Genomic DNA, 24,902 nt, shown 5'->3' on the forward strand with positions numbered 1-24,902 from the left:
TATGAGTTTATATAAATATGTTCATTTAATGCACAATGAAAAGTTCATAGGACCTTTTATTACGTTTATAAAAGAGCATTTTGATTTTGAGGAGCATGTATTTATAATTATAGGTGGAGTTTCAGAAAATATTGCAAAAATACCACAAAAACTAAATGTATTATATTTTGATGATAGTTATAATAGTAAATTAAATTATTTAAAATATAGTAAGTTACTAAAGCAATATACTCAAAATGCAGATAAAATCATACTCCATGGGCTTTTTGGTGATAATAAAAGTTTATTTTTATTTTTTAATCAAATATTACTTTCTAAATGCTATTGGGTAATGTGGGGTGGGGATCTTTATGTGTATAATAAATCTAGAACAAAAAAAATAGAACAAATGAGACACTATATTAGAAAGAAGGTATATTCTAAAATGGGGCATTTCATAACCTATATAAAAGATGATTACGAACTAGCTCAAAAATGGTATGGAGCCAAAGGTGAACATCATGAGTGTTTTATGTATCCTAGTAATCTTTACAAAGAATATGATATTCAAGAAAAAGAACATGATACTGTAAATATTCAATTAGGAAACTCTGCAGACCCAACAAATAATCATATACAAGCTCTTGAAAAACTTAAAACCTATAAAGATGAAAATATTAGAATATTTACCCCCTTATCTTATGGAAATCAAAAATATGCGAAAAGTGTCATTTTAAAAGGTAAAAAGATATTTGGAGATAAGTTTATAGCTCTTACAGATTTTATGTCTTTTGAAAAGTATTTAAAATTTCTAAGCGATATAGACATAGCGATATTTGCACACAAAAGACAGCAAGGGATGGGGAATATTATCACACTTTTAGGACTTGGAAAGAAAGTTTACATAAGAAATGATATTACACCTTGGGAACTTTTTAAAGATATAGATGTAAAGATTTTTGATGTAGAAAACATTGAATTAGATTTGATAAATGAAACTATCAAAGCAGATAATAAAAATAAAATTCAAGAATATTTTTCAGAAAAAAATTATCTTCAACAACTAAATAATTTATTTGAGGGTTAAAATGGCATATTACACACAAAAACAACTGGCAGAATTAGGTTTTAAATATATTGGGAAAAATGTAAAAATTAGTGATAAAGCTAGTATTTACAATCATAATGAAATAGAAGTTAATGATAACTCAAGAATAGATGATTTTTGTGTTATTTCAGGAAAAATAAAAATTGGTAGGAATGTTCATATAACTCCTACTTGTTTAGTTGCCGGTGGAGAAATGGGTATTGTTTTTGAAGACTTTACAACAGTTGCATATGGAGTACAAATTTTTACTAAATCAGATGATTATAGTGGTGCAACAATGACAAATTCAACAATTCCAAAAAAATATAAAAATGAATATATGAAAGAAGTTATATTGAAAAAATTTACTATTGTTGGTGCTGGATCAATTGTAATGCCAGGTGTGATCCTAGAAGAAGGAACTTCAGTGGGTTCAATGACATTAGTGCTTAAGTCAACTGAACCATGGGGGATATATGTCGGTAACCCTGCAAAAAGATTAAAAGATAGAAAAAAAGATTTATTAGACCTGGAAAAACAATATTTAAACAATGAAGAAAAATTTGATGATACCATTTAATAAACCACCATTAACGGGTAATGAAGAAAAATATATATTAGAATCAATACATAGTACTAAAATATCAGGAGATGGATACTTTGCAAACAAGTGCCATCAATGGTTTGAAGAGAAGTTAGGATGTAAAAAAGCACTTCTTACAACATCATGTACACATGCTCTTGAAATGGCAGCAATACTTTTAGATATAAAGGAGGAGGATGAAGTAATCATGCCTTCTTATACTTTTGTATCAACTGCAAATGCATTTGTACTTCGTGGTGCAAAAATCGTGTTTGTAGATATACGACCAGATACTTTGAATATAGATGAGACAAAGATTGAACAAGCTATTACAGATAAAACAAAAGTTATAGTACCTGTTCATTATGCAGGTGTCGGATGTGAAATGGATACTATTATGGATATTGCAAGTCGTCATGGAATCTTTGTAGTAGAAGATGCTGCACAGGGTATGATGAGTCGTTACAAGGGTAAAGCACTTGGAACTATTGGTCATCTTGGAACATTTAGTTTCCATGAAACTAAAAACTATACAAGTGCAGGAGAAGGTGGACTCCTAATAATTAATAATGAAAAGTTTATTCAAAGAGCCGAAATCATAAGAGAAAAAGGGACAAATAGAAGTTTATTTTTTAGAGGTATGGTAGATAAATACTCTTGGGTAGATATTGGAAGTAGCTATCTTATGAATGATGTAAGTGCAGCATATCTATTTGGTAATATTGAAAAAGCTGATGAAATAAATCAAGATAGATTAAATAGTTGGAATAAATATTATGATGAACTTAAAATTTTAGAAGATAAAGGTTTGGTTAGTCTTCCAACTATTCCAGATGCTTCTGTTCAAAATGCTCATATGTTTTATATCAAAGTAAAAGATTTGGATGAAAGAACTGCATTAATAGAACACTTGAAACAAAATAATATTTTGGCAGTATTCCACTATGTACCACTTCATTCTGCTCTTGCAGGATTAAAGTTTGGTAGGTTTGACGGCAGTGATGAATTTACTACTGTTGAGAGTGAGAGATTACTGAGGTTGCCTATGTACTATGGTTTGGATGGAGAAACTATAAAAATAGTTACTAATGTAATAAGAGAATTTTTTAATGAAACCAAGTAAATATCATAATAATAGAGGATGGCATAATTGGCTTTTATATGATATAGGAGATCAATTTTTAGATAAATATTCACAATATTACTCCGGTGTTTTTGTTGACTTAGGGTGCGGAACAGCACCGTATAAAAAATATTTTTTAAAATATTGTGATAGCTATATTGGTGTAGACTGGACTAAAACACAGCATAATTCCAAGGCGGATATAGTTTCAGACTTAAATAAGCAAATAGAGTTAAATAATGAAACAGCAGATACAATTATCTCTTTATCTGTTATGGAACATCTTTGTGAACCACAAGTTTTTTTAAACGAATCATATAGAATATTAAAAAAGGGAGGTTATATTGTCCTTCAAGTACCTTGGCAATGGTGGATACATGAAGCTCCTCATGATTATTTTAGATATACACCATATGGGCTAAAATACATGTTTGAAAAAGCTGGATTTTTAGATGTTGAGGTAGAAGCACAAAATGGTTTTTTTACTACCTTGATAGTGAAGATGAATTATTTTAGTGCTAGGCTTATAAGAGGACCTAGATTATTGCAATGGTTAATAAAAGCGATACTTATTCCTTTTTGGACACTTGGACAGATATTAGCTCCATATCTTGATAAACTTGATAGAAACTGGGATGCAGAAACACAAGGTTATTTTATACTAGCTAGGAAAAAATAATTTGAGCCTAAAAGCAAAAGCGATAACTGGTCTAAAGTGGACGACATTTTCTAGTATAATTGTTACAATTTTACAGCTACTACAATTAGCTATTTTAGCAAGATTTTTAGATGCATCTGCTTTTGGTCTTATGGCTTTAGTTATGGTGGTAATTGGTTTTTCTCAGGTATTCTTAGATATGGGTATAAGCAATGCTATTATCCATAAACAAGAGATAACGCATACTCAATTAAGCACACTCTATTGGGTAAATATATTGGCTGGATTAACAATTTTTTTTATAGTGCTTTTGATAGCTCCATTAGTGTCAGAATTTTATAAAGAACCTGAGTTAACAAAACTTATTGTGATTGTTGGACTTACTTTCATTATACAGCCTTTTGGGCAGCAGTTTATGGTTCTTTGGCAAAAAGAGATGCGATTTAGTGAGATTGCGAAGATAGATATAGTTAATAAATCGGTTTCATTGATTGTGTCTATATATCTCGCATATAAAGGATATGGGGTTTATGCTTTAGCATATGGAACATTAGCCGGAGTTGTAAGTCAAACTATACAGTTCATGTATTTAGGATTACAAGAACATAAACCATCTTTTGTATTTAAGTTAGGTGATATAAAAGAATTTTTGAATTTTGGGCTTTACCAGATGGGAGAGAAAACTATAAATTATTTTAATTATCAAATTGATACTATTTTAATAGGTAAATTACTCGGAACTGAAGCTTTAGGAATTTATACTATTGCTAAACAAATCATAATGCGACCTATACAAGTAATTAATCCTATAATATCAAAAGTAACTTTTCCAGTAATGGCTAAAATACAAAATAATACGGAAAAACTTAAAGATATATATTTGAAAATGATAAATTATCTATCTTCAATAAATTTCCCAATATATGTTTTTATATTTGTTTTTGCACATGAGATTGTATTAGTAATGTTTGGAGAAAAATGGCTAGAAGCCGTATATATAATGCAAATATTGTCGATATGGGGAGCATTGAAAAGTACAGGTAATCCCCTAGGGTCACTACTTTTAGCAAAAGGAAAAGCTAACTGGGGATTTTTTTGGAATTTAGGATTATTTTTTTATATACCAACTGGAATATATATTGGAAGTCATTGGGGCTTAGAAGGTATCAGCTGGGCATTGGTATTTTTATCATTTCCTTTAGGCATGATAGCTAGTTGGTATTTTATGGTTAGAGCACTTTGTGGTGCTAGATTTGTAGAATATCATAAAGAAATATTTATACCAATGATTATAGCAGTAATATCCGGATTGGTAGTTTTTCTAGCTACTTATTACGTAGAGTCTATAAGCTTTAAGTTTGTTATAGCTACCATTACTGGAAGTATGACACTTATTGTATTGAATTATTTACTCAATAGAAAATTGATTAATGAGATAAAAGACTTAAGAAAAAAAATATAGAATATTTTTTTGAGGTAGGATTGGAATATAGAATTATATTAGTTTAAAGAGTATTAATATATTGAAAATAAATAAGGAATAATAGTGTGAATAATTTAAATTCAAAAAATTTTAAAAATACAAGTATGATTTTTCTTACTGCAGGTGAAGTGCCAGCTAGCAATAATTTAATTTCATCGCAAGTCTTTAAACTAGCAGAATCTTTTCAAAAAAATGATATTTTTGATGATGTAAGATATTATGGATTTATTCCCTTGAGGTATCTTTTTGTATCTTTACTAAAAAGAAGGTTTGTCAATTTTTCATTCATAGATAAGTATACGTTTAATTTTAAACTCTTTAGAACCAATTTTATATTGGGAGGTTTTTTTGAATTTTTATTAAAAGGTTTTATTGTTAAATATGACTCTCAAAAGCTTTCAAAAATATTAGAAAATATTGAATCTAAAAATATTATAATACATTGTCGAAGTTATTATGCCACTTATTTAGCTATTGAGACCAAAAAAATATGTAAACATGATTCAATTAAAATAGTATTTGATATGAGAAGTTTGTTTCCTCCGGAGTTTCCATTTATGATGGGAAAAAAAGGAAAAATGTTATACGGATATGCAAAGGAATGGGAAAGCTATCTACTGCAAAATAGTGATGTTTCATTAATGACAACACAAAGATGGATAAATATTCTTATATCTGAAAATCCAAATCCAAATGTAAATCTACATTATATTCCAATCATGGGATTAAATGGTATTTTAGAGGATTCTTTACTTGAATCTTTTAATGCAAGATGGCAGAATAAAATTCTTCCCTACATTGGTTCCATTAGTCCTTGGCATCCAAAGGTAATGATTGAAAAAGTTCTTGTGAGCTTAAAAAAAAGTATAAAAAACTCTCGTGTAGAAATTATAACTTACAATCAGAGTCAGTACAGTGATAATATATCCATAAGAGGAATATCTCATCACGATATAGAAAAGTATTATTCTGAAATACTTGGACTTGTGGTTCCTGGTAAAACAAATGAAAATTATTTTGATTCTTTAATTGGAAGTAACCTTTTTTCTACTAAGGCATCAGAGGCAATAAGTATGGGTGTTCCTTTAATCGTGAATGAAGAATTAGGGGAGTTAACAGATTTTGTAATGAAAAATAAATGTGGAATTGTTTTTAAAATTGTAGACGATAAAATTATATTTCCATATTCTACGATCGATGATTTAAATAGTAGAGATTTTTGGTTTAAAATGACAATAAATGCATTTAAAGTCTCAAAAGAATTTACTTTTAAGGAAGTTTCGAAGCAATATTTGCATTACTATCAAGGGATACTTAATCATGAATCATAGGGTAGTTAAAGAACAACAACTATTGCTAATTGTTGTTGTGTACAATATTAAGATATCTGACTTGAATATTATCAATCAGAATAACTTTGTGAAAGATAAAAGTATTGATATTTTTATCTATGACAACTCAAAAGATCCTCAAAGTATAACAGATATTGATCAAATGAATTTATTTTATGTACATAACAGTGAAAACCCTGGTGTTAGTAAAGCATATAATGCAGGAATTCAAAAAGCAAAAGAATTAAATAAAAAATGTGTTCTTTTACTTGATCAGGATACTGAATTTAATTTGTCCTTATTGGAAGAGTATACTTCTTTATATGAAAAATATGGAGATGGATATATTTACGCACCAATAATATGTAACCAACTATGTACTAAAATCTATTCACCTTCAATAATAAATAGATTTATAGGTAAAGTACAAAAAATTGAAAATTTCATTTATAGTGAAATATATGATATTAAAAATAAATCATTGATAAATAGTGGTATGATGATTCCAATTAAAATTGTTGATACTGTAGGTGTTTTTAATGAAAATATTCAATTAGATTTTAGTGATTATTATTTTGTAGAGAAATATAAACATTTTAATAGTAATATAATTCTTATAAATGAAAAAATTTCGCATAGTTTGTCTGGAGATGAACAAAAATATTTTTCAAAAGAGATGCATAGATATATATATTATTGTATTGGAGCAAAAGAGTTGAGTAAATCATTGAACGTTTCTACACATTTTGCAGTAGTGAGACGAATGATTAGGTTGATAATAAAATATAGACATATTAAACCAATAACCATTTTTTTCTTATATTATATGAAGGACAATCAGCTTTGAAAATATCTGTCTGTATGGCTACATATAATGGTGATCTATATATTAAAAAGCAATTAGAGTCTATCCTATCGCAGTTAGATACTGATGATGAATGCATAATATCAGACGATGGATCAACGGATAATACTTTGAAAATTATAGAAACTATTGCAGATAAAAGAGTTCAAATATTTAAAAATAAAACATTGAAATCTCCAATTTTCAATTTTGAGAATGCGATAAAACAGAGTTGTGGAGATATTATTGTTTTATCTGATCAAGATGATATTTGGGGCTTAGATAAGATAGAGTATATAAAGAAAAATATACATGAAAATGTTGTATGGCTTGATATGTATAATGGAAACTGTATAGACAGTGATGGTAAAATTATTAAAAATGACTTGTTTAAATATTTAGACGTGAGAGAAGGCCTTTCGTCAAATATTAAAAAAAATAGCTTTATAGGATGTAATATAGCTTTTAGTAAAGAACTTTTAAAATATGTAATACCTTTTCCAAACGACATCCCAATGCATGATATGTGGCTTGGGTGTTGTGCATATATGTTTGGTGAAGTAAAGTTTTTAGATAAACATATTTTTAGTTACAGATTACATGACAAAAATTTTACAAATCGAAAAGTTGGAATTTTGCAAAAGTTGATATGGAGATATCAGCTGATTAAAAATTTACTTATTAGAAGGATTAAGATTGCATTCACTTAGTGCTTCTATAGTCCTCTATCATAACAAAAGAAAACAGCTAAAAAAAGTAATCGATAGCTTTTTATCTACAAATTTAAATGTACTCCTCTACCTTATTGATAACTCTTTAAGTGATGAGCTAAAAGACATGGCTGAATCGGATAGTAGGATTATGTACACTTTTAATAATAAAAATATAGGCTATGGAGCAGGGCATAATATAGCCATTAGAAAATCAATAGAGTTAGATGTAAAGTATCATATTGTTTTAAACCCAGACTTAGATTTTAAAGGTAAAGTGATAGACAATATTTATGATTATATGAATCAGCATGGTAAGGTTGGTAACCTTATGCCTAAGATTCTTTATCCAAACGGAGATAATCAATATTTAGCAAAATTATTGCCAACACCACTTGACTGGCTTTTGAGAAGACTTTTACCTGCAAAGTTTACTCGAGGTATTACGGATATGTTTGAACTACGATACACTAACTACACAGATAAAATGAATGTACCTTTTCTCTCTGGATGTTTTATGTTCTTAAGAATTGAAGTATTGAAAGATATTGGTTTATTTGATGAGAATATTTTTATGTATATGGAAGATGTAGATCTAAACAGAAGAATACATGTAAAATATAAAACACTATATTATCCAGATGTAAGTATTTATCACGAATATGAAAGAGGTTCTCATAAAAATTTTAAATTACTTCGTATATCCATTGAAAGTTCTATAAAGTACTTTAACAAGTGGGGATGGTTTTTTGATAAAGAGAGAAAGAATATGAATAATCAGCTGCTCAAAGAAACTAATTATTATGACTAATATACTAGTAACTGGTGCTACAGGATTTATTGGAAGCTACTTTATAGATAAATATGATGAAAAGTATAATATAAAAACTTTTTCATTTGTAAATGATGACTTTTGTAGTATTGAGTTCAATAAGATTAATACTATTATCCACCTTTCAGCATTAGTTCATCAAATGTTTGGAGGAAGCAAAGAAGAATATGAAAAAGTAAATGTAACTCAAACATTACAGTTAGTTGAAAAAGCTAAAGAGAATGGAGTAAAACACTTTATTTTCATGAGTACGGTTAAAGTGTATGGTGAAGAGACGGAGATAATATATAATGAAAAAAGTATATGCACCCCAGTAGATGATTATGGAAAAAGTAAATTAAAATCAGAACTAAAACTTCAAAAACTTGAAGATGAGAATTTTAAAATTTCAATTATAAGAACACCTATTGTATATGGATATGGAGTAAAGGGAAATATGGGAAATCTTATAAATTTAATCAAAAAAGTTCCTATTTTACCTTTTGCAAAAATAAATAATAAAAGAAGTATGGTTAACATAGGAAATCTTTGTCATCTCGTTGATGTACTGATAGAAAAAAAGAAAAGTGGAGTATATTTAGCATCTGAGGATATACCTTTAAGTACTACTAGTCTGATTCAATTAATCAGCAAAGAGCTAAATAAAAAAGTGTATCTTTTAAAAGTGCCATTTTTCGAGAATTTATTGAAATTAATAAAGCCATCTTTAGTGAAAAGACTTTATGGAAGTTTAGAAGTAGACAACAGTTATACAAAAAAAGATTTAGAATTTAGAAATTTATACACAATAGAAGAAGGTATTCATTATATGATACATGGTAAAAATAAATGATATATTTTTTTCTATTCTTGTTCTCTCTAATCTTAACTTATTTCATAAAAAACTATGCAACAAAAAAATCATTAGTAGATATACCAAATGATAGAAGTTCACATACAGCTCCAACTCCTCATGGTGGAGGTATTGCTATCGCTTTAACCTGGTTTAGCGGAATTAGCTATTTATATTATGTAAATGATATTAGTAGCTCTTTATATTTTGCATTGATGGTAGGAGTAATTATTTCAGTAGTTTCATATTTTGATGATTTACTTGAACTCAGCGCAAGGATAAGACTTATATCTCAATCCTTAGTAGCATTGTTAGGTTTGTATTTTTTAGGCGGCTTTGAGAGTTTTTCTTTTTACTTCTTCTCTATTGAGAATCATATTTTTACAAATATATTTGCATTTTTTATGATTATTTGGTTTATTAATCTTTATAATTTTTTAGATGGGATTGATGGTTATGCTGGTAGTGAAGCAGTTTTTTTAGGAATGACAGGTTTTATATTATTTGGTGGGAGTCATTTTTTAATTTTGGTTGTATCCGTTCTTGGATTTTTAGCTTGGAACTGGCACAAAGCTAAGATATTTATGGGTGATGTTGGTAGTACACTTCTTGGGTATAACATCGCAATTTTTACAATTTACTACGCGAATCAAGAAGTGTTAAACTTTTGGGTCTGGATAATTCTTTTTGGAGTATTCTGGTTTGATGCAAGTGTAACTTTATATAGAAGGTATAGAAATGGTGAGAAAATAATGCAGGCACATAATAAACATGCTTATCAAAGACTTACTCAAGATGGACTAAGTCATGATAAGGTTGTTTTATTATCAATGTTAGTAAATATTTGTTTATTTTTTATAGTATATTTTATAGCGAACATTTATGTTGCATTGATTTTATCTATTATTTTATTGTATAGTCTACTCATGTGGATAGATAAAATAAGGGCTTTTAAATAATGTATCTTTTTGATAAGCGAATATTGAATTTTTTAGTAATTATTGTCTTAACAATTCTTACTACTTGGTGGACATTTTTTATTTTTCATAAACCATTTGACCTTTATTTAGTCAGTATTATTGTACTGATTCGTATGGTCGCTTCTATTGTAATATACAGTGATTATTCTCTTTCCTGGTCTAAAGCTTCTTCTAAAACTTTTTTACTGAAGAGTATTGTCTATATTTCTGCTTTTTTTGTATACAGTTTTATTTTTTATACATATATAGAAATCTATTTTTTAGCATCAGAACTTTTCTTATATATATTCTCTATTAATTTTATAATGTATCTTTATCATTATATTATTAATAAAAGTAAAATTGAAAAAACAAAATTAGTTGTTATTTATGGGGCAGGAAAAGCAGGAATAAAATTAGAATCTGAATTCTCTTCGAGTGAATATAGAGTAAAATATTTTATAGATGATGATCCAATTCTACAAAATCGTTCTATAGATTCGATAAATGTTGTGTCTGCAGATAAAATAAAAAATATTATGAGTACAAAAAAGTTTGATTTATTGGCTATAGCTATGCCATCAATCTCTAATGATTATATTAAAGATATATATAATAATTTGAGTCCACACTTTACAGAGATTAAAGTTCTTCCATCTCTTGATGAAGTCTTACATAATGAAGTGTTTTTATCTCAATTGAAAAATATGTCGGTAGAAGATCTATTGGCACGATATCCAAAAGATTTAGATAAAACACAAACATCAAGTTTTATTAAAGATAAAGTTGTTTTAGTAACAGGTGCTGGTGGAAGTATTGGTAGTGAAATATGTCGTCAATGTGAGCAGTTTAAAGCAAAAAAATTAATTTTGCTAGATAATAGCGAGTTTAATTTATACTCTATTATTGAAGAATTAAGTAGTATTGAAATAGTACCAGTTATGCAAAATATTGTAAACATTGCAGATATAGATAAAACATTTAAATTATATAAGCCTGATATAGTAATCCATGCTGCAGCGTATAAGCATGTTCCTTTAGTCGAGTTAAATCTAAAGGAAGCTATCTTAAATAACGTTATAGGCACAAAAAATGTAATTGATACATCAATAAAGTATGGTGTTGAAAAAGTTGTAATGATTTCGACGGATAAAGCAGTTCGTCCAACAAATATTATGGGCACAACAAAAAGAATCTGTGAATTATATGCACAAAACGTAATTTCTTTAGAAAACTTTAACACTGCTGCAACTGATATTGTAACTGTGAGGTTTGGTAACGTACTTGGATCTAGTGGGAGTGTAATTCCTAAATTTAAATCTCAAATAGCAAAAGATCAAAACATTACCGTAACGCATCCAGATATAACAAGATATTTTATGCTGGTAGAAGAGGCATGTGAACTTGTTCTTCAAGCTGCTTCTATAGGATCTGGTGGTGAAATATTTATTCTTGATATGGGAAAACCTATTAAAATTGTTGATTTAGCAAATAAAATGATTGAATTAAGCGGTAAAGAAAATATAAAGATAGAATTTTCTGGTCTTCGTCCTGGTGAAAAACTTTATGAGGAATTACTTATTGATGATAGTGATGCTCAAACTGATTATGAATCGATTACAGTCGCTGCTCCAACCTTTTATAATATTGATAAATTAAACAAAGATATTCAAGAATTGTTAGTTTGTGATGATAAACTTGAGAAGTTAAAAGAGATAGTTCCAGAGTTTAATCATCAATTAAATTTAAAAGCATGAAAATTTGTTGTATAATACTTTCAAATTTAAATAAGGAGTTGAAATGAAAATTTTAACTATGATGTTACTTGGAATGAGTTTGTTATTTGGTGCTGTTGATATTAACACAGCTACAAAGAAAGAATTAACAGGTTTGAATGGTATAGGTTCTACAAAAGCTGATATGATTCTTTCCTATCGGGATATAAAATGTTTTAAAAATATTGATGAACTTACGAATGTAAAAGGAATTGGAAAGAAAACAGTTTTGAAAAATAAAGATAACTTAACTGCTAGTGCATGTAAAAAGAAATAGTAAAAGTTAAATAGTTTAGCATTTGCTAAACTATTACATGACCTACAAATTTACTCATATTATCCATTACTTCACCACCTTTTCGAAAGCTTACTCCGCAGGCTTCATAGGCGAAGAAAACTCCTGCTTGGTATTTAGCTCCATGAGAATCTTTAGGAAAATCTACATATTCCTGATACACTTTTTTATAGTTATCATATGGTCCATCAGTTTCTTCTACTATAGAGCCACTAGAGTTGATAATCTTTGTATTTGCACCTTCACGCCCAAATACTGTTTTTTCGACGTGCTTGATACCTTGGAGTGAATCATATGATGTTTGAAGAAGATATGGTGAATCAGGAAATAAATCACATAGTATTTTCATAATACCTTTGGATTGAAAAAGTAAAGTGTATGCAGGATTTAATATTATAGCTTCTTGCGAGTTTATAATATTAGTCAATGTGGTAGCAAGTTCTGGTTCATCTGTAGCTATATCTTCCCAAGGGAAAAGTTTAAACCAGTACTCATATTTATTTTCATCCCCGTCATAGATTCCACTTTCATCAAAGTGGGTATTTTCTAGATACTCGAAGTGTGTGTTGAATCCAGCATCTGTTGCCATTTGTTGTATGAGTTTTGTTGTAGCTTCTTCTTCTTCATTTCCAGAAATTGAAGAAAAAAGTATTTTCCAATTATCGTACTTCTCATCGAAAGTATCCAGGTCATCAAAAAGTGTAATTAATCTTTTAAAGTTGTTAGAAATTGCTTCATAAACAGTATTGAATTGACTGTCTTCATCCATATTGTTATGCTTAAGTAAAGCCCATTGAAGGAGGGCAGTCTCAAAGAGTGAGGTAGGTGTATCTGCATTAAACTCTATAAGTTTAATTGGTTTAGTATCAATACCACCAGCTAAGTCAAAACGACCATATATATGCCAGTGGACATCATTTTCCCAAGATTTTTTAATTGTATCAATAAGATTAAAAGGAATTCCCAAGTCAAAAAATAAATCATTTTCTATAACATACTCTGCTGCTTCAACATACATGTCATATATTTCATTAGCAGCAATATAGTATGCTTGGGCTTCAGCGCTAGAGATCTCTACAAGTGCATCACTTACGTACTTACTACCATCTTCATCTGTATGCCAAGAAAAGCCTAACTCTTCTAGAGTAGCATCATCAAGTGGGTTTAATTGTTTTAACTTCACCATTATAATTTAACTACCAAAACTTCTACTAGAAGAACTTCTAGATGATTTACCAAAGAAGCTTTTTTTAGAAGAACTTTTTGATGCTTTTCCTGCAGCTGAACGGCTATATGCACTTTTGTTTGAGCTTGAAGCATTTTTAGAAAAGTTTTTATTATTCATTAAAGAATTTCCAATCATATTTCCAAGTAACGAACCTGCGGCTACAGCTAAAATGGTACCTGCTAGCCCCATACCAGCACTTCCACCATTATCTTGTACTGTTTCTGAAGTTCCATTTTGAACTTTTTGATACTCTTGGTTTGCTAAAGTTTTCATTTCTTCTTCGTTCATAAAACGCTCAACAGTATTGCCATTTTCATCTTTTTCACGAATAATTGCGCGAGATGGACCATCTGTTGGCATTTCCTCAACTACAATGTACTTGCCATTTACTTGTTGCTCGATTACTAAAAATCTGTTTTGTTGTTCTTGTTGCTGCTGTTGTTGTGCACAGCCACTGAGTACGCTCATCATCATTACTCCAGCACTGCCGAGTGCAACACCTTTTGCTATTGAAGTTATTCTCATTATATTAAGTCCTCTTTTTTTAAAGTTAGTATTTTTTTTATTTCATTATCATAGAAAGTAATAGTTGTTCTTCCATCGTAGTATATATCACCTTTATATACAAATCTACTTGTTTGTAAGCTGACATTTTTTTGCATGAAAAGTATCGAAGCCACTTTATGACCAATTGGCTCTATAAGCATTGTTAAGGAGAGTAATAATAATCCACCTATAACAATCAAGCTAAGTTTAGTGTTTTCAATATAGGTTATGAGTAGACCAAATAAGATAGTAAAAAAAAGATAAACAAAAACATTTTGATTATCAGCAAAAAATGGGTTATAGTATAAATCAATTTTGTAGTAATCAATATAGTTTAATTTCATCCCTAAAAATAGAAAGAAGTCTAAAAAGAAAGTGAAAAATGCACCACTTAAAAATGCTTGTACTAACTTACTCATCGTAGCCTCACTATTTTTGTATTACTAATTTTTAAAAGAGTTGAGGAGCTCATTTCTTGAAGCCCATATTTATCTTGTATGATTATATCAGCTTTATCTTGACAGAATGTATACACAAATCCTTTTCCACTTTCATTGGCTGATGTAGAGTAATTCCATGTGCTATTTCTTAGTATTTGTGATTGTAACTTTACAGGCGAAATTCTAAGTGCTTTATTTTTAATAATGAATGTTGTTTTTTTCGATTTGCGGAATAAACTTTTTTTTGAAGTGGGGACTCTATTTGATTTTGAAAACATTTTGAGGTTTGGATAGACTTTTATAAATTGTTTTGATGCGTCACGAGATTTAATTTGGGAGAGTTTTGTACTATTTTGGGAAATAAAACCGACAGTAGTGTCGGTTTGTGTGAGAATAATACTTTCTATAGTAGAAAGTCTTGAAGTGCTTTTGGATTTGACCATGAATCATCTTTCATCTCATCAAGTGCTAAAATTAGAGCTCTTGCTGCACTTAAAGTGGTAAAGTAAGGGATACTTCTTTTTAAAACTTCTTGACGAATGACTACAGCATCTTTTTTAGATGTATTGTTATCAGAAGTATTAATAGCCATTGAAATTTCATCATTTTTCATACTATCTTCAATGTTAGGACGACCTTCAGAAATTTTAAGTACAAGTTCACAAGGAATAAAGGCTGCTTCTAAAATAGCTTGAGTCCCTCTGGTTGCAACAAGTTTAAAACCATGCTTTACAAGTCCACTAGCAATTTCGTGTGCATGTTCTTTATCTGTATCTACAAAAGATAGAAAACATGTTCCCTCAGTTGGAATCTTATTTCCAGCAGAGAGTTGAGATTTTGCAAAACTAATACCAAAGTTTGAAGAAATTCCCATTACTTCACCAGTTGATTTCATCTCGGGGCTTAGAACTAAATCCGCACCATAAAGTTTATGGAAAGGAAATACTGCTTCTTTAACAGAAACATGGCCTTTAAGACGAGGCTTCAGTAGGCCATTACTTTCTTGAACAATATTGTTATTGTCATAGTGCTTAAGTGCACTTCTTAAGTCGTGACCAACCATAACACGGGTAGCAACTTTTGCAAGAGGCATACCAGTCGCTTTAGAGACAAATGGAACTGTTCGAGATGCTCTAGGATTTACCTCGATAAGATAAATTTCATCTTGATATATCGCATACTGAACATTCATGAGTCCAATAACACCAAGACCAAGAGCGATAGTTTTTGTTTGCTGTTCTACTTTTTCAATCATAGTATCACTAAGATTCATAGGAGGTAATGAACAAGCAGAATCCCCAGAGTGAATCCCAGCTTCTTCAATATGTTGCATAACAGAGCCAATATAAACATCAGTTCCATCACAGATTGCATCAACATCAAGTTCTATCGCTTGATCAAGGAATTTATCTATGAGTACGGGTGCTTCATTTGAAACGGAAATTGCTAAAGCCATATACTCATCAAGTTCTTCATGAGAGTAAACAATTTTCATTCCACGTCCACCAAGTACAAAAGAAGGACGAACAAGAACAGGGAAACCAAGTCTCTGCGCAATTGGGCCAGCTTCTTCCTTTTTACGTGCAAGACCATTCTCCGGCTGTTTAAGACCATTTTTGATTACAAAATTAGAGAATAATTCTCTATCTTCAGCTAAGTCAATGACTGCTGATGGAGTTCCAGCAATTTTTGCACCTATTTTTGTAAGTCCATCGGCAAGTTTTAGTGGAGTTTGTCCACCAAAGTGTACGATGATGCCATCAGGCTGTTCATTCTCTATAACTTCACGAACATGCTCAAAATCAATAGGTTCAAAATAAAGAACATCAGAGGTATCATAGTCAGTTGAAACTGTTTCAGGATTACAGTTATACATAATACATTCTATATCCATCTCTTTAAGCGCAAAAGCAGCGTGAACACAACAGTAATCAAACTCGATACCTTGACCGATTCTGTTTGGTCCACCACCTAAGATAAGAACTTTTTGTTTATCGCTCACACGTTTGGTAACATTTGGTAGTTTCGTAATATTTGTAGTGGAGTAAAGGTAAGGTGTTAAAGCTTTAAATTCAGCAGAACACGTATCAACTTCGTTAAACTCTAACTCTACACCTAAAGATTTTCTTTTTGCATATACTTCATTTTCACTTACTTCATGATTTGAGTTTTTAAGAATAAGTTGCGAGATTCTTTTATCTGAGAAACCATCAACTTTTAAATCTCTCATCAGTCCCTCGTCAAATAGTACTTTATCTGTGATAGTATTTTCAGTTTCAACAAGTTCTTGAACTTGGTAAAGAAACCAGTGATCAATTTTACAAGTCTCATACATCTCATCTATACTCATACCGCGACGGAAACCTTCAGCTACGTAAAGCATTCTATCTGCATTTGGACGACGAATTTCATGTTTTACAAATTCTGTATCTTCATCTATTTCATCAAATCCACAAAGTCCAGTTTCAAGTGAGCAAAGTGCTTTTTGCATTGACTCTTTAAAAGTTCTACCAATTGCCATCACTTCACCAACTGATTTCATACTAGTACTTAAAGTACTCACAGCTTCAGGGAATTTTTCAAATGTAAAACGAGGTATTTTAGTAATAACATAGTCAATTACTGGTTCAAATGATGCAGGAGTTCCTGTGATATCATTTGTGATTTCATCAAGAGTAAATCCAACAGCTAGAAGTGTTGCAACTTTTGCGATAGGATAACCAGTTGCTTTAGAAGCAAGTGCAGAAGAACGTGAAACACGAGGGTTCATTTCTATAACAATCATTCTTCCTGTATCTGGACAGATTGAAAACTGAACATTACTTCCACCAGTATCAACACCAATTTCTCTTAATATTGCAAAACTCGCATCTCGCATTCTTTGGTATTCTTTATCTGTAAGTGTAAGTGCTGGTGCCACAGTGATTGAATCGCCAGTATGGACACCCATAGGATCAAAGTTTTCTATAGCACAAATGATGATACAATTATCTGCTTTATCACGAATAACTTCCATCTCATACTCTTTCCAACCAAGCATAGATTCCATAATTTCGATTTCATTTACTGGTGAAGCTGAGATACCTTCCTCCGCTAATTTTTTAAACTCTTCCATATTGTACGCTACGCCTGAACCACCACCTGCAAGTGTAAAAGAAGCTCTACTAATTACTGGAAATCCAATTTTTTTAGCTACTTCGATTGCCTCTTCGACAGTATATGCATTATCACTTTTTGGTAAATCCATACCAATTTTTATCATAGCTTCATTAAAAGCTGAACGGTCTTCACCTTTATGAATAGCTTCTGGACTTGCACCTAAAAACTCTATTCCCTCAAGCATACCTTTTTCATACATAGAAGTTGCAACATTAAGTGCAGTTTGTCCACCCATGGTTGGAAGAATAGCATCAACATTTTCTGCTTTTATAATTTTAGCAATTACATCTTCTTTGATTGGTTCGATGTATGTTCTGTCTGCAAATTCAGGATCAGTCATGATAGTTGCAGGGTTAGAGTTGATAAGAACTACACGATAGCCTAGCTCTTTAAGAGTTTTAACAGCTTGTGTTCCAGAGTAGTCAAATTCACAAGCTTGACCGATAACAATCGGGCCAGAACCAATAAGTAAGATGGTGTTAATGTCGGTGCGTTTTGGCATTCTTTACCTTTAATAGTGTATACAAAAAAATTTGTTTATTATAGGCAAAAAGCACTTAAAATCTGATGAGATTAGGTACTCTCGTTAGTTTTCTTAAAAGATTTATCTTTAATAGCTTTAGGGGGATAGCAGGGACATTCATCCATGCTATTATAATGGGCTTTGTCCATTATAATGTGTAAAAGTTCTTAATAATCAAATGTATATATAAGAGACGCTAAGCCAGAATAGATATACTCATCATTTATGATAGTACTTGAGGTAGCTTGACTTGGAAGTTTATCTGCTCTTAGATTCACAAGTGCAGAGAGTTGTTTTGTAAAAGGGTACTTGATGTATGTTTGCACTCCATATTGTATTCCTGAACCTGGTCTATAACTATGTTCACCTCGAGAAGTAGCTTCAGCTTGCGTAACACCATAATAGTAATCTAAAAAATCACGTGATTGATACACGGCAGTTACACTTGGATAAAAAGAAAAATCTCCTAAAGTGAAATCATGTCCAAGTTCAGTTTTTACAATCCATGAATCATATCTTCCTAGAAGATCGCCCAGTGCTAGAATTTCTATATAGGTATCTCCAGTTTTTGCTGAAAAAGCTAAACCACCTTCCCACGTATCTTTTCTTTCGTTCATACCTGCAATATCTGAACTCTCATAACCAAATGGCCTTGGCTGTGCAGTTAAAGAAAATCCCCATGAAAAATCGTCATTTTTTTCACCTAAAAAGTAAACACCGATTCTTGTCCATCGGGCATAAAAAAGGCCGTTATCGAAGAATATAACTGGTGAAGGAAGTACAATACTATCAACATTAGTATATGGTTGGGTTTGGACGTATGAGCCTAAACCTAAAGTGATTGTTTGCTTTTCTTGAGCAAAAAGTATGTTTAAGAGTAGTAGTAAGCTAAGTATATATTTCATTTTACATTCCTTATCATGTGAAAATAGCTTGGATCATTTGCTTTGTAGTATGGCACTATAACTGCAGTCTGAAAACCTTGAGCTTTAGTTGTTGAAAGAACTTTTCCAACCTTGAGTCCTTTAAAAAAGATTTGATCTAAACCTGAAGTAATAACTTCATCACCTTTTTTAATTATAAACCAAGCAGGAATATATTTTACAATAATATTTTCACTATTATTTCCCTGTGCAATTCCAGGTGCAAGAGCAGTACCAATACTTACAGCATAGGTACTTTTAATATCTTTGTTAAGTAAAGCAAGTGGACGATCGTTTTTTGCTATGATAATACCGGCAACAATTTCTTGGTAGGTTAAGCCATAAATTTTACTAGCATTATAATCTCTAACATCAATCCATAATCGATTGAAGTCGCCAAACTCTTCATACGATATAGTACGTACAAGCTCAACTTTAGGATTTGTTTTTAAGCTAGATTTATTCTCTTTAAACAAGTCATTTACTTCTGAAGCAAGTTGTTGCATTACAAGATGATTTTTTTCGTAGTTATGAAGTTTTTTTCTTAAATCTGTAATCTTTTGCGCTTGATAAAAATGTTTGCTAAAGCCTTCTTCTATCGTCTTTATAGATTCATGGTATGTAGTTTTAAGATAAGAGGTTGTTCCAATTAAAGGGGATTGAATGGTATTGGTATAGTACAGTGCTCCCACGAGAAGTGAGATGAAGACAAATAAAAAGCTAAAGAGCTCTTTATTCATTGTCGAAAAGTTCTTGAAGTAAATCTATCTCTTCAAGTGCGCGACCAGTTCCTCGAGCAACAGCGAGTAAAGGTTCATCTGCTACAAATACAGGAATACGTACAATGTTTGAAAGATACTTGTCAAGTTGACGGATTAATGCTCCACCACCAGTTAATATAATACCGTGGTTTACAATATCTCCAGCTAAATCTGGTGGCATTCTCTCTAACACATCACGAAGTGCCTCAGCAATTTCGCGTAATGGATCCTTCATAGCTTCTCTTGCATCTTCAGAAGTTAACTCAACTGAACTTAAAAGCCCTTCAACTTGGTCACGCCCATTAATTATCATTGTTAATTCTTCATCAAGAACTACAGCAGTACCAATGTTGATTTTAATCTCTTCAGCTACACGTTCACCAATAAGTAAGTTATATTTTTTTCTCACATAGTTCACTAGTGATGTATCTATCTTATCACCAGCTGTACGGATTGATTTTGAAAGAACAAGTCCACCAAGTGAAACAACACCAATTTCTGTAGTACCACCACCAATGTCAACAACTAAGTGTCCTTGAGGTTCACGAATATCTATTCCTGCGCCGATTGCTGCAGCCATAGGTTCTTCTATAAGAAAAACTTCACGTGCACCAGCACTTAAGGCTGACTCACGAACTGCTTTTCGCTCAACTTGTGTTAAACCATAAGGTACACAGATAATAATTCTTGGGCTAATAAGTGAAGAACGACCATGTGCTTTTTCTATGAATTTTCGAATCATCTTTTCAGTCATATCAAAGTCAGCAATAACACCATCACGCATTGGACGGATAGCTTTGATATTTCCTGGAGTTTTACCAACCATATCTTTTGCTTCTTGTCCAACTGCTAAAACTCTTTGTTGCCCATATTTCTCAGTTTTAACTGCAACAACAGATGGCTCATTAATAATAATTCCTCTTCCTTTTGCAATTACAATTGTATTTGCTGTTCCCAAGTCAATTGAGAGGTCATTTGAGAAGAGTCCTACTATTTTGTTAAATATCATATGTCTATACCTTTATGCTGTTTGTTTTGTTTGTTTTGTTTGTTTTTTAATATATGCTGGAGTCTCGCCATCTTCAATAACTTCTTTAGTAATTAAAACTTCATAACCACTATATTCAGGAAGCTCATACATCACATCAATCATATTTTCTTCGAGTATTGCACGTAGACCACGGGCACCAGTTTTTCTTTTAATTGCTTTTTTTGCTATTGCACGGAGCGCATCATCTTCAAAGTTAAGTTGCACTTCATCGATTGAGAAAAGCTTTTTATATTGTTTAATAAGAGAATTTTTCGGTTCTGTTAAAATACGTACCATATCATCTTCAGTAATCTCTTGAAGTGAAGCAATGATTGGGAGACGACCTACAAGTTCTGGAATTAAACCATATGATACTAAATCATCAGGTTCTACCATGTCGTATGTAGTTTGTTGTTCATCTTTTGTTTTTTTATCATGTCCAAATCCAAGAACATTTTCGCCTTGTTTTTTCTTAAGGATTTCACCAAGTCCATCAAATGCACCACCACAAATAAATAATATTCCGGTTGTGTCAATAGATGTAAATTCTTGATTTGGGTGCTTTCTCCCACCTTTTGGTGGGATGTTTACTTGAGCACCTTCGATGATTTTAAGAAGAGCTTGTTGTACACCTTCTCCTGAAACATCTCTTGTGATAGAACGGTTTTCACTCATACGTGAAATTTTATCAACTTCATCGATAAATACAATTCCTTGTTGTGCACGTTCAATATCTCCATCCGCTGCTTGGAGAAGTTTTGTTAAAATATTTTCAACATCTTCTCCAACATATCCAGCTTCTGTAAGAGATGTTGCATCAGCAATAGCAATTGGTACATTTAAAACTCTTGCAATGCTTTGAGCCATTAAAGTCTTACCCGAACCAGTTGGACCAATGAGAAGAACATTTGATTTAGCAATTTCAGTCTCATCGTCTTCTACGCCAGTCGTTTTGAAAATTCTCTTATAGTGGTTATATACCGCTACACTTACCAGTTTTCTAGCTCTTTCTTGACCAATAATATATTGACTTAAAAAATTATTTAACTCTTTTGGTGTCATTAAAGTAGTAACAGCATCAACAAGCTCTTGCGTCTCAGAAGTATGTGATTCTTTTTCATCACCAAACATAATTTTATATGCAGATGTAACACAGTTTTTACAAATATAAACGCCATTTCCAGCTATAAGAGGATTGCCATCACTCTCTACGGCATCACAGAAGCTACAGTGTCTATTTATCATGATTTTTTTCTCTCAAATGGAATTCCTCTTTTTGTTTCTAGAACAAATGTACAAAGTTTTTCAACGTAAGTATTTGTATTTGTTTCTAAGATTGTAGATGCAGTTTCTTTTAGTGCATTACCTGATTCAAATAAATCTCTATATGCAGATTTTAGTGCATTAATATCATCGCGTTCTAAATGGCGTCTAAGACCAGTAAGGTTTAACCCTCTTAGTATTGCACGGTTTCCTTCTGCTAAACAATATGGAGGTATGTCTTGCGAGAGTGCAGATGCCCCACCTATCATGGCAAAATCTCCAATATTTACAAATTGGTGAATTGGAGTCATTCCTCCAATCACAGCATTATTTCCAATAATAACATGACCTGCTATAGTAGCAGCATTGGCAAATATACAGTTATCTCCAATGATTACATCATGACCAAGGTGAACATAGCCCATAAAAAGGTTATTGTTTCCAACAACAGTTTTACTTCCACCACCCTCAGTTCCAGGATTAAATAGTGTAAACTCTCTAATTGTATTGTTATCTCCAATTATTAGCTCAACATCTTCACCGTTAAACTTTAAATCTTGAGGTACAGAACCAATGGCTGCATGAGAAAAGATTTTATTGTTTTTGCCAATAGTTGTTTTTCCGTAGATACAAGTATTATGTGCGATTGTAGTACCATCGCCAATCTTTGCCTCACTTGAAATAAAACAAAATGCAGCAATTTCTACATTATCTCCGATAACTGCACCATCTTCAATGATAGCTTGAGATGAAATATTTGAACTCAAATTTTAGCCTTTATTTATCTACAATCATAGCTTTTAATTCAGCTTCTGATACCATTTTATTATCAACATAAGCTTCACCTTTAAGCATCCAGATTGAACCTTTATTTTTAATAACGCTTACTCGGTACTCAAGCTGATCTCCAGGTCTCACAGGAGCGCGAAATTTTGCTTTATCGATACTCATGAAGTAGACTACTTTTTGTGCAGCTTCTTCTTTTGTCATGTTCATGCTTTTAAATGCAAGAATACCACCAGCTTGAGCCATACCTTCAAGTATCATAACTCCTGGATAGATTGGATGGCCTGGAAAGTGACCTTGAAATACATTGTCCCCAATAGTTACATTCTTATATCCAACGATAACGTCACTTGGAGTAAGATCAGTAACACGATCAAGTAGTAAAAAAGGGTATCTGTGAGGGATTATCTCTTGAATTTCCATAACGTCCATAGTCATAAGTAAGGCCTTGTAAATAATTTTGGTAATTTTACCCTAATTTAGATTATAAAACGATTATCTTTTCTCGGACATCTTCATAAGTTTTTGCATCTAATTCAATGGAGAGTTTAGAATCTATGATATTTTCAACGACTATAATTGGTGTTAGATCGTAACTAGATTGAAGTAAACTAGAACGTATTTGTAGCTCTTCATCAAAACTTAGAGGAGTAAAAATAAGCTCTTTAATATTTTTATATTTTACTTTTGAGAGTGTATTAAAATCTTCTAAAGTGATGAATTTTATTTCTTCACGATTAAAATAGTGTAAATTTTTATCTGTAAATTCTATGCGACCTTGTGCTTTTTTTCTTGGAAGTGTAGAATAAGAAAGAGCATAAGCGGGAATGGTCTCTTTTTTACCTTTGAGTAGTTTAAAAGAGAATTGTCTATAGTTTAAAAATTTTTGTTTGATTATCTTGTATGGGGTATTTGTATCGTCAAGTTCCATTCTATTTTTATACATTTGGAGTCTATCTTCGATTGAAGCAGGTAGAACAAGGTTTGAAATGGGAGAAAACATCTCATCCATTAGTTTATCTTGATGTTGTCTTTGCATAGTGAGGCCAAAAATACAACCACAATAATCTTGACGGTATAATTGTTCTTCTTTTGTTACACGAGATTGGTCCTGCGTACCACCACCTGAACGATAGTCTACTGCTATAAACTCAACTCCATATTTTTCATGAAATTCATCTCCAACACGTTTAAGTTGTTCTTGAGATTTCAATGGGCTTACAAGTAGAGTTGTAGTGATTTTATCTTCACCGAGTTCTAAAGCTTTTTTAGCACTAACAGTAAAACGTTTATCAAAACACACTTCACAGCGAGCACCTTTTTCTGGCTCATTCTCAAGTCCACGAACGGCTTGAAGCCAGTTTTCGTAATCATATTCACCTTCAAGTACTTCGATTCCTAGTTTTTTGCAAGAACGCTGTACGTCTAAAAGTCTTAATTGGTATTCAGAGTAGGGATGTATATTTGGATCATAGAAGAATCCAGTAAGTTTTTCTTGAGGATAATCGTTTTGAAGTTTTTCTAAAAAAAAGTGTGAATCCACACTACAACATATGTGTACAAGCATTAATTAATCCTTATTTTAAGTTGTTTTGAGAGTTTTAATTTATATTTTGCCATTTATTTGCCACCTTAGAAAAAAATAAAGTGTTTCAAACTGCTTCAAAACTCAATTGTTTTTTCTTATTAATTTTACATATAAATTTAAACTTTTATATTATATATGGAATTTTAGCTTGAATGTCTTAATCG

The 24,902-nt window shown here is 31.3% G+C and carries 25 protein-coding genes; 13 read left to right on the forward strand and 12 right to left on the reverse strand.

All coding sequences use genetic code 11. The features are described 5' to 3' along the window. Window position 1: 1 nt before the first annotated feature. From ACI9TV_RS06275 to ACI9TV_RS06335, 13 genes are all read left to right on the forward strand, one after another. Window positions 2–1,066, forward strand: coding sequence for a TDP-N-acetylfucosamine:lipid II N-acetylfucosaminyltransferase (locus ACI9TV_RS06275; protein WP_415249915.1), 1,065 nt, complete (start codon window positions 2–4; stop codon window positions 1,064–1,066). 1 nt (window position 1,067) lies between these two features. Then, window positions 1,068–1,646, forward strand: a complete 579-nt coding sequence (locus ACI9TV_RS06280) for an acyltransferase (RefSeq protein WP_415249916.1) — start codon at window positions 1,068–1,070, stop codon at window positions 1,644–1,646. Beyond that, a complete protein-coding gene (rffA, locus tag ACI9TV_RS06285; RefSeq protein ID WP_415249917.1) occupies window positions 1,633–2,772 on the forward strand; it encodes a dTDP-4-amino-4,6-dideoxygalactose transaminase in 1,140 nt (379 codons plus the stop codon). Before ACI9TV_RS06280 ends, rffA begins: the two co-directional genes overlap by 14 nt. Then, a complete protein-coding gene (locus tag ACI9TV_RS06290) occupies window positions 2,759–3,451 on the forward strand; it encodes a methyltransferase domain-containing protein (protein ID WP_415249918.1) in 693 nt (230 codons plus the stop codon). The genes rffA and ACI9TV_RS06290 overlap by 14 nt, the downstream gene beginning before the upstream one ends. A 1-nt stretch (window position 3,452) precedes the next feature. Beyond that, on the forward strand, window positions 3,453–4,892 hold the full coding sequence (locus ACI9TV_RS06295; RefSeq protein ID WP_415249919.1) for an MOP flippase family protein: 1,440 nt from the start codon (window positions 3,453–3,455) through the stop codon (window positions 4,890–4,892). 86 nt (window positions 4,893–4,978) lie between these two features. Beyond that, window positions 4,979–6,244 (forward strand): hypothetical protein, encoded by a 1,266-nt coding sequence (locus ACI9TV_RS06300; RefSeq protein ID WP_415249920.1) that lies wholly within the window; start codon window positions 4,979–4,981, stop codon window positions 6,242–6,244. After that, complete coding sequence (locus tag ACI9TV_RS06305; RefSeq protein WP_415249921.1) at window positions 6,234–7,091, forward strand: glycosyltransferase; 858 nt, start codon at window positions 6,234–6,236, stop codon at window positions 7,089–7,091. The genes ACI9TV_RS06300 and ACI9TV_RS06305 overlap by 11 nt, the downstream gene beginning before the upstream one ends. Beyond that, on the forward strand, window positions 7,088–7,798 hold the full coding sequence (locus ACI9TV_RS06310; RefSeq protein WP_415249922.1) for a glycosyltransferase: 711 nt from the start codon (window positions 7,088–7,090) through the stop codon (window positions 7,796–7,798). Before ACI9TV_RS06305 ends, ACI9TV_RS06310 begins: the two co-directional genes overlap by 4 nt. Then, complete coding sequence (locus ACI9TV_RS06315) at window positions 7,785–8,609, forward strand: glycosyltransferase family 2 protein (protein ID WP_415249923.1); 825 nt, start codon at window positions 7,785–7,787, stop codon at window positions 8,607–8,609. The genes ACI9TV_RS06310 and ACI9TV_RS06315 overlap by 14 nt, the downstream gene beginning before the upstream one ends. After that, window positions 8,602–9,462 carry an NAD-dependent epimerase/dehydratase family protein gene (locus tag ACI9TV_RS06320; RefSeq protein WP_415249924.1) on the forward strand — a complete coding sequence of 287 codons (861 nt, stop codon included), beginning with the start codon at window positions 8,602–8,604 and terminating at the stop codon, window positions 9,460–9,462. Before ACI9TV_RS06315 ends, ACI9TV_RS06320 begins: the two co-directional genes overlap by 8 nt. Then, window positions 9,459–10,421 carry an MraY family glycosyltransferase gene (locus tag ACI9TV_RS06325; RefSeq protein ID WP_415249925.1) on the forward strand — a complete coding sequence of 321 codons (963 nt, stop codon included), beginning with the start codon at window positions 9,459–9,461 and terminating at the stop codon, window positions 10,419–10,421. Before ACI9TV_RS06320 ends, ACI9TV_RS06325 begins: the two co-directional genes overlap by 4 nt. Further along, window positions 10,421–12,178 (forward strand): polysaccharide biosynthesis protein, encoded by a 1,758-nt coding sequence (locus ACI9TV_RS06330; protein ID WP_415249926.1) that lies wholly within the window; start codon window positions 10,421–10,423, stop codon window positions 12,176–12,178. The genes ACI9TV_RS06325 and ACI9TV_RS06330 overlap by 1 nt, the downstream gene beginning before the upstream one ends. Window positions 12,179–12,221: 43 nt before the next feature. After that, window positions 12,222–12,473, forward strand: coding sequence for a ComEA family DNA-binding protein (locus ACI9TV_RS06335; protein ID WP_415249927.1), 252 nt, complete (start codon window positions 12,222–12,224; stop codon window positions 12,471–12,473). Between the two features lie 25 nt (window positions 12,474–12,498). On the opposite strand, the gene ACI9TV_RS06340 is transcribed toward ACI9TV_RS06335, so the two are convergent. The 12 genes from ACI9TV_RS06340 to ACI9TV_RS06395 all read right to left on the reverse strand — a co-directional run bounded on the left by ACI9TV_RS06340 (window position 12,499) and on the right by ACI9TV_RS06395 (window position 24,717). Further along, window positions 12,499–13,677 (reverse strand): glutathionylspermidine synthase family protein, encoded by a 1,179-nt coding sequence (locus tag ACI9TV_RS06340; RefSeq protein ID WP_415249928.1) that lies wholly within the window; start codon window positions 13,675–13,677, stop codon window positions 12,499–12,501. Between the two features lie 6 nt (window positions 13,678–13,683). Further along, window positions 13,684–14,244, reverse strand: a complete 561-nt coding sequence (locus tag ACI9TV_RS06345; RefSeq protein ID WP_415249929.1) for a hypothetical protein — start codon at window positions 14,242–14,244, stop codon at window positions 13,684–13,686. Then, window positions 14,244–14,684 (reverse strand): hypothetical protein, encoded by a 441-nt coding sequence (locus ACI9TV_RS06350; RefSeq protein ID WP_415249930.1) that lies wholly within the window; start codon window positions 14,682–14,684, stop codon window positions 14,244–14,246. Before ACI9TV_RS06350 ends, ACI9TV_RS06345 begins: the two co-directional genes overlap by 1 nt. Further along, entirely contained in the window at window positions 14,681–15,148 is a 468-nt protein-coding gene (locus ACI9TV_RS06355; RefSeq protein ID WP_415249931.1) for a hypothetical protein, read from the reverse strand. Before ACI9TV_RS06355 ends, ACI9TV_RS06350 begins: the two co-directional genes overlap by 4 nt. Continuing rightward, window positions 15,109–18,366 carry a carbamoyl-phosphate synthase large subunit gene (gene carB / locus ACI9TV_RS06360; RefSeq protein ID WP_415249932.1) on the reverse strand — a complete coding sequence of 1,086 codons (3,258 nt, stop codon included), beginning with the start codon at window positions 18,364–18,366 and terminating at the stop codon, window positions 15,109–15,111. Before carB ends, ACI9TV_RS06355 begins: the two co-directional genes overlap by 40 nt. 188 nt (window positions 18,367–18,554) lie before the next feature. After that, the gene (locus ACI9TV_RS06365) at window positions 18,555–19,292 is read right to left on the reverse strand and encodes a MipA/OmpV family protein (RefSeq protein ID WP_415249933.1); all 738 of its coding nucleotides are present in this window, start codon (window positions 19,290–19,292) and stop codon (window positions 18,555–18,557) included. Further along, window positions 19,289–20,050 (reverse strand): rod shape-determining protein MreC, encoded by a 762-nt coding sequence (gene mreC / locus ACI9TV_RS06370; protein ID WP_415249934.1) that lies wholly within the window; start codon window positions 20,048–20,050, stop codon window positions 19,289–19,291. The genes ACI9TV_RS06365 and mreC overlap by 4 nt, the downstream gene beginning before the upstream one ends. After that, window positions 20,043–21,080, reverse strand: a complete 1,038-nt coding sequence (locus ACI9TV_RS06375) for a rod shape-determining protein (protein ID WP_415249935.1) — start codon at window positions 21,078–21,080, stop codon at window positions 20,043–20,045. The genes mreC and ACI9TV_RS06375 overlap by 8 nt, the downstream gene beginning before the upstream one ends. A gap of 12 nt (window positions 21,081–21,092) precedes the next feature. After that, window positions 21,093–22,346, reverse strand: a complete 1,254-nt coding sequence (clpX, locus tag ACI9TV_RS06380; RefSeq protein WP_415249936.1) for an ATP-dependent Clp protease ATP-binding subunit ClpX — start codon at window positions 22,344–22,346, stop codon at window positions 21,093–21,095. After that, window positions 22,343–23,131 carry an acyl-ACP--UDP-N-acetylglucosamine O-acyltransferase gene (gene lpxA / locus ACI9TV_RS06385; protein ID WP_415249937.1) on the reverse strand — a complete coding sequence of 263 codons (789 nt, stop codon included), beginning with the start codon at window positions 23,129–23,131 and terminating at the stop codon, window positions 22,343–22,345. Before lpxA ends, clpX begins: the two co-directional genes overlap by 4 nt. A gap of 10 nt (window positions 23,132–23,141) precedes the next feature. Beyond that, window positions 23,142–23,588: a 3-hydroxyacyl-ACP dehydratase FabZ gene (gene fabZ / locus ACI9TV_RS06390; protein WP_415249938.1), complete on the reverse strand. Its 447-nt coding sequence runs from the start codon at window positions 23,586–23,588 to the stop codon at window positions 23,142–23,144. 46 nt (window positions 23,589–23,634) lie between these two features. Then, window positions 23,635–24,717 (reverse strand): epoxyqueuosine reductase QueH, encoded by a 1,083-nt coding sequence (locus tag ACI9TV_RS06395; protein WP_415249939.1) that lies wholly within the window; start codon window positions 24,715–24,717, stop codon window positions 23,635–23,637. Window positions 24,718–24,902 lie beyond the last annotated feature (185 nt).

The sequence above is a fragment of the Sulfurimonas sp. genome (genome assembly GCF_047622445.1).
GTDB lineage: Bacteria > Campylobacterota > Campylobacteria > Campylobacterales > Sulfurimonadaceae > Sulfurimonas.